Source organism: Streptomyces sp. ID05-39B, from assembly GCF_033794725.1.
In the GTDB taxonomy this organism is placed as follows: Bacteria; Actinomycetota; Actinomycetes; order Streptomycetales; family Streptomycetaceae; genus Streptomyces; species Streptomyces bobili.
This window is the reverse complement of record NZ_JARGEF010000307.1, coordinates 1-8,118: the sequence shown is the minus strand read 5'-3', so window position 1 is coordinate 8,118 and position 8,118 is coordinate 1. Positions and strand designations below refer to the sequence as shown.

General features: G+C 72.1%; 6 protein-coding genes. 1 reads left to right on the top strand and 5 read right to left on the bottom strand.

The features are described from left to right. Nucleotides 1–747: 747 nt before the first annotated feature. A complete protein-coding gene (locus tag P1P75_RS37135; RefSeq protein ID WP_319263748.1) occupies nucleotides 748–1,698 on the top strand; it encodes a M28 family metallopeptidase in 951 nt (316 codons plus the stop codon). Nucleotides 1,699–1,794: 96 nt separating this feature from the next. On the opposite strand, the gene P1P75_RS37130 is transcribed toward P1P75_RS37135, so the two are convergent. The 5 genes from P1P75_RS37130 to P1P75_RS37110 are packed head-to-tail and all read right to left on the bottom strand — an operon-like array spanning nucleotide 1,795 to nucleotide 7,961. Continuing rightward, nucleotides 1,795–4,131, bottom strand: coding sequence for an amino acid adenylation domain-containing protein (locus tag P1P75_RS37130; protein WP_319263746.1), 2,337 nt, complete (start codon nucleotides 4,129–4,131; stop codon nucleotides 1,795–1,797). 44 nt (nucleotides 4,132–4,175) lie between these two features. Further along, nucleotides 4,176–4,616: a nuclear transport factor 2 family protein gene (locus P1P75_RS37125; RefSeq protein ID WP_319263744.1), complete on the bottom strand. Its 441-nt coding sequence runs from the start codon at nucleotides 4,614–4,616 to the stop codon at nucleotides 4,176–4,178. A 56-nt stretch (nucleotides 4,617–4,672) separates the two neighbouring features. Further along, nucleotides 4,673–5,914 carry a polyketide synthase gene (locus P1P75_RS37120; RefSeq protein ID WP_319263743.1) on the bottom strand — a complete coding sequence of 414 codons (1,242 nt, stop codon included), beginning with the start codon at nucleotides 5,912–5,914 and terminating at the stop codon, nucleotides 4,673–4,675. Between the two features lie 13 nt (nucleotides 5,915–5,927). Further along, nucleotides 5,928–6,941, bottom strand: a complete 1,014-nt coding sequence (locus tag P1P75_RS37115; protein ID WP_319263741.1) for a zinc-binding dehydrogenase — start codon at nucleotides 6,939–6,941, stop codon at nucleotides 5,928–5,930. A 12-nt stretch (nucleotides 6,942–6,953) separates the two neighbouring features. Next, the gene (locus tag P1P75_RS37110; RefSeq protein ID WP_369076352.1) at nucleotides 6,954–7,961 is read right to left on the bottom strand and encodes a phosphopantetheine-binding protein; all 1,008 of its coding nucleotides are present in this window, start codon (nucleotides 7,959–7,961) and stop codon (nucleotides 6,954–6,956) included. Nucleotides 7,962–8,118 lie beyond the last annotated feature (157 nt).

Below are 8,118 nucleotides of genomic sequence, written 5' to 3'. Positions count from 1 at the left end.
GCTCGCAGGCGGGGGGTCCGGCGGGTGCCGGCGGAGGTGGGGCGCATCGGCCTGGCCTTTCGGGTCGGGAGGCGGCTCTGTTCGACGGAGTGGGGGGCTCGATCTCTGGCGGCCTCGGCATGTTTACGCAAACATCGGTCATGGCGGCGATCTGATGTTTACGTAAACATGGCGGCGCCGGAATCGTGGCACCCGCCACAGTGATCGTCAAGGTTTCCCACGCGTGACATCCGCGGTCCGCCGCCCCGCAGGGGTGGCGCCCGGGTGGGCGCTCATCGCGGGCGGACGCCGGCGGGACGACCGGTGCGGGACCACCCCTGCCGCTGCCGTGCTTCTTCCCCTCGCCGTGCCGGTGTGGGGGCGTGCGACGAGGGCTTTGCCGTCATCGGTACGAGACCTTGCGGCCAGGGCCGGGACTGCGGGTGGACGGAGCGGCGCACTCGGAGACGCTCGAGGCCGGCGGGAGTCCGGCCGGCCGTCCTGCCCGGAGCTCGTGGTGAAGGCCAGGCCGTAGGAAATGCGCCAGGAATTGCGGCCGGGGCGCCGCCCGATATCCCTCCGCGTATGATTTTCCCTAGGCCTCCGGGTTGCGAAGCGGGATTTCCGTCCTGGCGGAAAAGGGACGTCCGCTTCCCTCCGGTTGTGAAAGTGGCTGGCGTAGGTACCGGTGTCGTGGAATTATCCAGAACGATCACGGGACCACCTGATCGCATAGGTCGAGCATCCGCCTGCAAAGGGAAATCAACAGTGCCTTTCCAGCAGTTCCGCCCCGCCGTCGTCGCCGCCTCCACGATGTCCTTCCTGCTCCTCGGGACGGCCGGTGTCCATGCCGAAGAGCCTGCTCAGGTGCGGTCGGCACCCGATATCGCCGTCACCAAGGTGATGCGGCACCTCGACGCGCTCCAGAAGATCTCCGACGCGAACAACGGCAACCGGGCGCATGGCACGGCCGGATATCAGGCGTCCGTCGACTATGTCAGGGCCAAGCTCGACGGGGCCGGATTCATCACTTCGATCCAGGAATTCGAGTTCGCCGGAAAGAAAAGCTGGAACCTCATTGCCGACTGGCCTCGCGGGGGCGGTTCCGGAAAGGTCCTCATGGTCGGCGCGCACCTCGACTCGGTCGACACGAGCCCTGGCATCAACGACAACGGTTCCAGCGTCGCGGCCATCCTCGAGACCGCGCTCACGGTGTCCGCGAAGAAGGCCACTCCGGCCCAGCACCTCCGGTTCGCCTTCTGGGGCACGGAGGAGGAGACGTACATCGGGTCGACGCACTACGTGAACACCCTGCCGGCGGCCGAACTGTCGAAGATCACCGCCTATCTGAACTTCGACATGATCGGCTCACCGAACCCCGGGTACTTCGTCTACGACCAGAGCCCCGAGATCGCCCGGCACTTCGACCGGTACTTCACCGCCAAGGGCATCCCCACCGAGCCCGCCACCGCGCTCAACGGCCGCAGCGACCACGAGCCGTTCCTGGCCAAGGGCGTCGCGGTCGGCGGCATCTTCACCGGCTCGGCCGAGATCAAGACCCCGGAGCAGGCCGCGAAGTGGGGCGGCACCGCAGGAGAGGCCATGGACAAGTGCTACCACCTGGCCTGCGACACCCCCGCCAACATCGACCGGGGCGCCCTGGACGTCAACACCGACGCCGTCGCGGCGATGGTGTGGAAGCTGGGCGTGCGTCCCTGATCCGGTGATCGGGGACGGAACCGGTCCCGGACAGCGGGCGGAGCGGGGCGGGGCATCCGGCGTAGGTCCGGAGGTCCCGCCCCGCCCCGTTGCCGTTCACGCCCCCCGGCGTCCTCGCGGGCGGGCGGCCAGCCGGGCCAGCCGGTCCCGGTCCACCTTGCCCGTGGGCCCGACCGGCAGGGCCGGCAGGACGAGCACGTGCTCCGGGAGCATGTAGCTGGGGAGCGTCCCGGCGAGATGGCGGCGGACCTGGCCGCCGGAGAGTTCCCGCCCGGCGTCCGCGGCCACCGCCGCCACGATCTGCGGACCGTCGTCCCCGTCCAGCGTGGTCACCGCGCAGTCCACAGCCCCGGGCACCTGCCGCAGCGCGGCCAGTACCTCGCCCAGTTCGATCCGGTAGCCGCGCACCTTGACCTGGTCGTCCCGCCGGCCCCGGAACTCCAGGTTGCCGTCGGCCATCCAGCGGGCCCGGTCGCCCGTGGCGTACATGCGCTCGCCCGCCAGGCCGCTCACGGTGTCGGCCGTGAACTTCTGGGCCGACAGCCGCGGATCGCCCACGTATCCGTCGGCCACCACCACGCCGGCGATGTGCAGGTCGCCCTCGACGCCGATCGGGCACGGTTTGCGGTCGCCGTCCAGGACGTAGTAGCGGGCGTTCTGGATCGGCTTGCCGTACGGGACGCTCGTCCACGAAGGATCGATCTCGCCCACGTCGAAGTGGTTGGACCAGATCGTCGCCTCCGTCGCCCCGCCCAGTGCCACCACCCGCGCTTTCGGGAAGCGGGCCCGCACGCGGTCCGGGAGGGCCAGCGGCACCCAGTCGCCGCTGAGGAAGACCAGGCGCAGGCCCGGCGGCGGGCCGCCCTCGTGCGGTGCGTCGGCGAAGGACATCACCATGCCGAGCGCGGCCGGCGCCGAGTCCCAGAAGGTCACCGGCTCGTGCAGCATGATGTCCAGCAGCCGCTCCCCGTCGGCGAGTTCGGCCGGGGGGACGACGCGCAGGCTGGCGCCCGCCGCGAGGATGCCCAGCAGGTCGTAGACCGACAGGTCGAAGGTGAGCGCGGTGACCCACAGCAGGCAGTCGTCCGGGCCGACCGCGTAGGTCTCGTTCACCCACTGGATGACGTTGACGGCACTGCGGTGGCGCACCGAGACGCCCTTCGGCACACCGGTGGAGCCGGAGGTGAAGATGACGTACGCGGTGTCGTCGGCGCCGGGGCCGGCCGGCAGCGGCAGGTCACGGGCGGTCTCGACGTCGCTCCACGTGCTGACCACCGGCGTTCCCGGGGTGCCCGCGCCGCGCGGTGCCGGGCGCAGGACGACGTCGTAGCGATCCCGCAGCACCGCCGGCCAGCCGTCTTCGGTGCGGCGGCGTACCTCCGCCCGCACCGGCAGGCCGAGCTGGTCGGCGATGCGGTCGAACCACCGGGCGGGCACGTGCAGATGACCGCCCCGCGCGTCCTCGCCCGGCTCCACGAGGTCCGCGAGGACCACCGCCCCGCCCGGCGCCAGCACGCCGAGGGCGTCCCGCAGCACGGACCGCAGGTACGCGAAGCCGGGGAAGAACTGGGCGACGCTGGCCAGCAGCACCACGTCGGCACTGGCCGACGGCACCACGCGGCCCAGCTCGTCGGCCGGCGCGTGCACGAACCGTGCGTCCCCGCCGGACTCCCGGGCCGCCCGCCGCAGCGCCACGGACGAGACGTCGACGCCGGTGTAGGCGGCGACCCGGTCGCGCAGCGCGCGCGCCACCAGACCGGCGCCGCAGCCCACCTCGACGACCCGCGGGCGTTCTGCCACCGACAGCACCAGGTCACGCACGTGCGAGACGTAGGTGTCGATCTGCTCGGCGGAGACGCCGTCGCCCGGGTCCTGGTTGAAGCCCGAGGCCCGCGCCAGGTCCCCGTCCTCGGCGACGGTGTCCCACAGCAGGCCCACCGCCTCCGCGTCCAGCGGGTCCGGCGCCGGCTGCGTCAGGTCCGTGCACACCAGCCGCAGGTCCCGGCCCGCCAGGTGCCCGGACTCCTCCGCGCGCTGCGCCAGCGCATGGCCGGTCACCATCCAGTCGATGCCCAACTGCCGTACCGGTGCGGCGATCCGGCCGGCCGGCCAGCGCGCGTCGAGCGGCACGTAGGCGGCGCCGGTGCGCAGGACACCGACGACCGCCAGCACACTGTCGTACGAATTGTCGTGCAGGACGCCGACGTGGTCTCCCCGGCCCACCCCGTGGCGGCCGAGGAAGCGGGCGAGAAGACCGGAGTCGTCCCACAGTCGTCCGTACGTCCTGATCTCGCCGTCGCCGAGGCGGACGGCCGGCGCGCCGGGTGACTCCCGTACCCGCCGCTCGATCAGGTCGACCATGCTCACCCGGTCCTCGAACGGCCGTGCCGTGTCGTTCCACTCGGCCGGCGGCAACTCCCAGGTCTCTGCCATCTGTCTGCCCTCCTCCAGCAGTTCACGGGTCGGCGGACGAGTGCTCAGATGACGCGGCCGTGACGGGGGTTGTCGCGGTGGATGACCCGCTCGCGGATGCGCAGTTCGCCCTTCTCGTCGCGCACCATGCGGTCCTCCACGCTGGAGGAGGAGAAGAACCGCATCCCGCCCTCGGCGTCGGTCTGGGTGACCAGCGAGTAGTAGGTGACCCGCAGGCCGTCGTCCTCGGCGGCGCCGGCCGGCTCGATCAGGAAGTGGTCGAACCAGTGGCGGGTGACGAGGCCCTCGTACATCGGGAGCATGCTCGTCATCTTGGCGCGCATCGCCTCGCGGCCCTCCACCTTCTCGCTGCGGTGGGGGTGGGCGACCGAACCGTCCTCGGTGAAGGTCGCGGTGAACTGCTCGATGTCCAGGTCGTCCAGGACGCGCATCTGACGGGCGTAGAAGTTCTTGACCTCGACGTAGAGGTCGGCGGTGACGGACATGGGTGCTCCTCGGTGTGGTGGGTGGTGGAACGGGTGGTGCCTGGCGTGGTGTCCGGTCAGGGGGCGGGGGCTTCCTCCAGGACGAGGAAGGCGTTGGTGCCGCCGACGCCTGCCGACATCAGGCCGGCCGTACGAGGCCGGCCCGAGGCGGGCCAGGAGCGGCCCTCGGGGAGGATGCCGAAGCGTTCGCCGCGGCCGGTGAACTCCTCGATGGGGTCCTCGGTGTTCGGCGTCGCGGGCAGGAAGCCCCGGTCGATCGCGAGGCACGTCTTGATCAGGGCGGCCATGCCCGCCGCGGTGTCGCAGTGGCCCACGGAGGCCTTCACCGAGCCGACCGCGACGGGCGGCCCGTCGGTGCCCAGGGCCTCGATCAGCGCGGTCGCCTCGATCTGGTCGTTCAGCGGGATGCCGACTCCGTGCGTCTCGACGTAGTCGACGTCGGCCCCGGTCAGACCGGCCGCGTCCAGCGCCCGGCGCACCGCGCGCACCTTGCCGTCGACGCCGGGGATGACGAAACCGGGCTTGGCCCGGCCGTCGTTGGTGACCGAGCTGCCCCGGATCACGGCGTAGACGGGGTCACCGTCGCGCCGGGCGTCCGCCAGCCGGCGCAGCAGGACGGCGCCCGACCCGTCGCCGGGCACGACGCCGTTGTGGCGTCGGTCGAAGGGGCGCACGATGCCTTCGGTGGAGTAGATGCTGCGCGGGGTGCGCAGGTAGGAGCCGTCGGCGTCCTGCTGGACGGCCACCGCGCCGGCCAGCGCGTAGTCGCAGGCGTGCAGCCGCAGGCTCTGGCAGGCCAGATGGACGGCCACCGTCGAGGTGGCGCACGCCGAGTCCAGCATCAGCGACTCGCCCCACAGGTCCTGGAGGTAGGAGAAGTAGGGCCCGGCGAACGTCGGATCGACGTGCACCACGTCGTCGAAGGCAGCCCGCGGCACGTGCCGGGTACGGGCGCAGCCCGCGTAGACGGCGGTCCGGTCGGCGATCGCCGACAGGCGGACCCCGGCGTCCTCCGCCGCCTGCCACAGGGACTCCTGGAGCATGCCGTGCTGCGGGTCCAGGCCCTCGACGCCGACGAGCGCGCTGTCGTAGGACTCCCGGTGCGGGGCGACGCCCCAGGAGTGGACCCGCAGCCGGTCCTCGCCCAGGTCCTCCACGACCGGCACCGGCTCCCGCCGGAAACAGTCCTCGCCCGCCACCAGGTTGTCCCAGAAGGCGCCGACGTCGGGCGCCTTCGCGAACCGGCCGCCGAGGCCGACGACGGCCACGGGTTCCGCGTTGTCGAACCGTTGCGACATGTGCGACCTCCTCTCAGTCGAAGGCGATGGCGATCTTGACGACGTCGTCCCGCCGGGTGTGCGCGAGGTCGAAGGCGTCGGCGATGTTCTTGATGCCGAACGTGTGGGTGATCTGGTCGTCGACGCGCACCGAACCGTTCCCGATCAGGTCCAGCGCCGTGCGGAACGAGGCGAGCCCCGGCTCCAGTTGGGCGCCGCCCACGGCGTTGACCAACTGGGCGTTGCGGACGAAGAGATGGGCGTACGGGATGCGCATCTCGTAGTCCTCCGGCATGCCGAAGAAGCCGAGCCGGCCCTGCTGGCCGACCATCCGCATCGCGTGCTCGCGCGCCCCGTCGGTGCCCGCCGCCTCGACGACCAGGTCCGCGCCCGCCCCGCCGGTCAGCTCCATCACGACCTCCTCGGCGCTCTGCCCGGGCACGTGCGCGGTCGCGTCCGCGCCGAGGGAACGCGCCACGGCCAGCCGGCCCGGCTCCAGGTCGACCGCGACGGTCTTCTCGAAGCCCAGGTGCCGCAGCATCTGGAGGAACAGCAACCCCGCCGAGCCGACGCCGACGACGGCAGCCGTCAGACCCGGCCGCACGGGCTCCGGCCAGAACCGCTTCAGCGCGAAGACGACCGTGCCCAGCTGCTGCGCCATCAGCGGGACGGTGGGCGCGCCGGTGCGCTCCAGCGGCAGCAGGAACCGGTCGCCGATCGTCTGGTAGCGGGCGAACGAGGCCATGTAGGCGTGGTTGGGCACGGTGAGCACGAAGTCACCGGGGGAGAAGCGCGCCGAACGGCTCTCGACGACCTCCCCGACACCCTCGTGACCGGGGTACCCCGCCGGGCAGGGATAGGGGTGGTCGCGCATGTCCCGGAAGAAGGGGGACTCGGCGCGCACCCGGTGCACGTCGCTGCCGCAGATGGCGGCCAGGGTGTTGCGCACGAGCACCTCGTCCTCGCGCAGCTCCCGGAAGGCGACGTCCTCCACCTCCAGGCGCCCGGGTTCGACGAGAACGGCGGCTTCGCCACGTACGAGCGGCATACGGACCTTCCTTCAAGGACGTACGGCGGGCGCGGTCCGCGCCCACGACAGGGGATGGCCGGGCAGGCGCAGCCGGCGGGTTGGACCGGCCGGTGTCAGCCGGGCGTCGACGCCCCGGCACCACAGGGCCGCCAGGGCGGTGAGCAGCGCCTTCTCCGAGAGGCCGGCCGCGGGTACGTCCAGGACGGCCACCTCGCCGAGCTGGTCGCGGGCGAGTTGCAGCAGCTTGGCGGGCTCGGCCTCGGCCGTCAGGTGCTGCTCCCGCGGGGCGGGGTCGTCGGGCGTGACGGGGCCGAGGGCGGTGGTCCACAGCAGCCGTGTGCGCCGCAGCGGCGGTACGGGGTCGCCGGCCGCCGCCCGCTCCGCGTCCGGTGCGGCGAGCGCACCGCTCAGCACCGCGGCGGCGATCCGGCCCGTGCCGGTGCCGTACACCGCGGCCGGGGTCACGCCGTGCTCGGCGAACCGTTCCGCCAGGCGGACCTGGCGGGCGGGGCCGGTGCCGTCGGGGAAGGCGAACACCGTGGCGGGGGCCGGTCCGGGGACGGCATGCGCGGGCGTGCCGGGGTCGCGCAGGGCGCGTACCGCCTCGTCCCGGCCGGCCACGACCACGGCGACCCGGTGCCCGAACCGTTCACGGCCCCGGTCCAGGGTGTGCGCGACGTCCGCGAGTGCCGCGTCCGGCGTCGCCTCCAGGTACGCGGCCAGCCGTTCCCGGGCCTCGGTCAGCGCGTCGGCGGTGACGGCGGACAGGGCGAGGAGGTGGTGACGTCCGCCGGCGGGCACCGGGGCTGCGGCCGGCGCGGTGCCCGCCGGCCGGCTGCGGGCGGTGGCCTGCCGGGGGGCGGCGGTGCCCTCGGCCGGCCGGTGGACCTGGGCGATCAGGCGGGCCTGGTCCTGGACCGTGACGTGCCGCAGCAGGTCGATGACCGGGACGTCGGCGCCCGTCGCGAGCCGGAGCTGCTCGCGCAGCTTCACCAGCAGCAGCGAGTGGCCGCCCGCGTCGAAGAAGTTGTGGTCCATCCCGAAGGTGTCGTGTTCCAGGACCGCCCGCTTATACCCATCCCCGAGCCCCCGAGACAGCAAAAAAAACATTAGTCCCCTTTCTGCTCGAAAAAAAAAAAAGAGAACAGAAAGAAAATGTAAAAGGACAAACATGAGAATGACAAAAGAAAAAAAT

Bases quoted from the DNA above. Each gene is read 5' to 3' on its own strand.
- P1P75_RS37130 (WP_319263746.1), bottom strand. From the start codon at position 4,131: ATGGCAGAGACCTGGGAGTTGCCGCCGGCCGAGTGGAACGACACGGCA.
- P1P75_RS37125 (WP_319263744.1), bottom strand. From the start codon at position 4,616: ATGTCCGTCACCGCCGACCTCTACGTCGAGGTCAAGAACTTCTACGCC.
- P1P75_RS37120 (WP_319263743.1), bottom strand. From the start codon at position 5,914: ATGTCGCAACGGTTCGACAACGCGGAACCCGTGGCCGTCGTCGGCCTC.
- P1P75_RS37115 (WP_319263741.1), bottom strand. From the start codon at position 6,941: ATGCCGCTCGTACGTGGCGAAGCCGCCGTTCTCGTCGAACCCGGGCGC.
- P1P75_RS37110 (WP_369076352.1), bottom strand. From the start codon at position 7,961: ATGGACCACAACTTCTTCGACGCGGGCGGCCACTCGCTGCTGCTGGTG.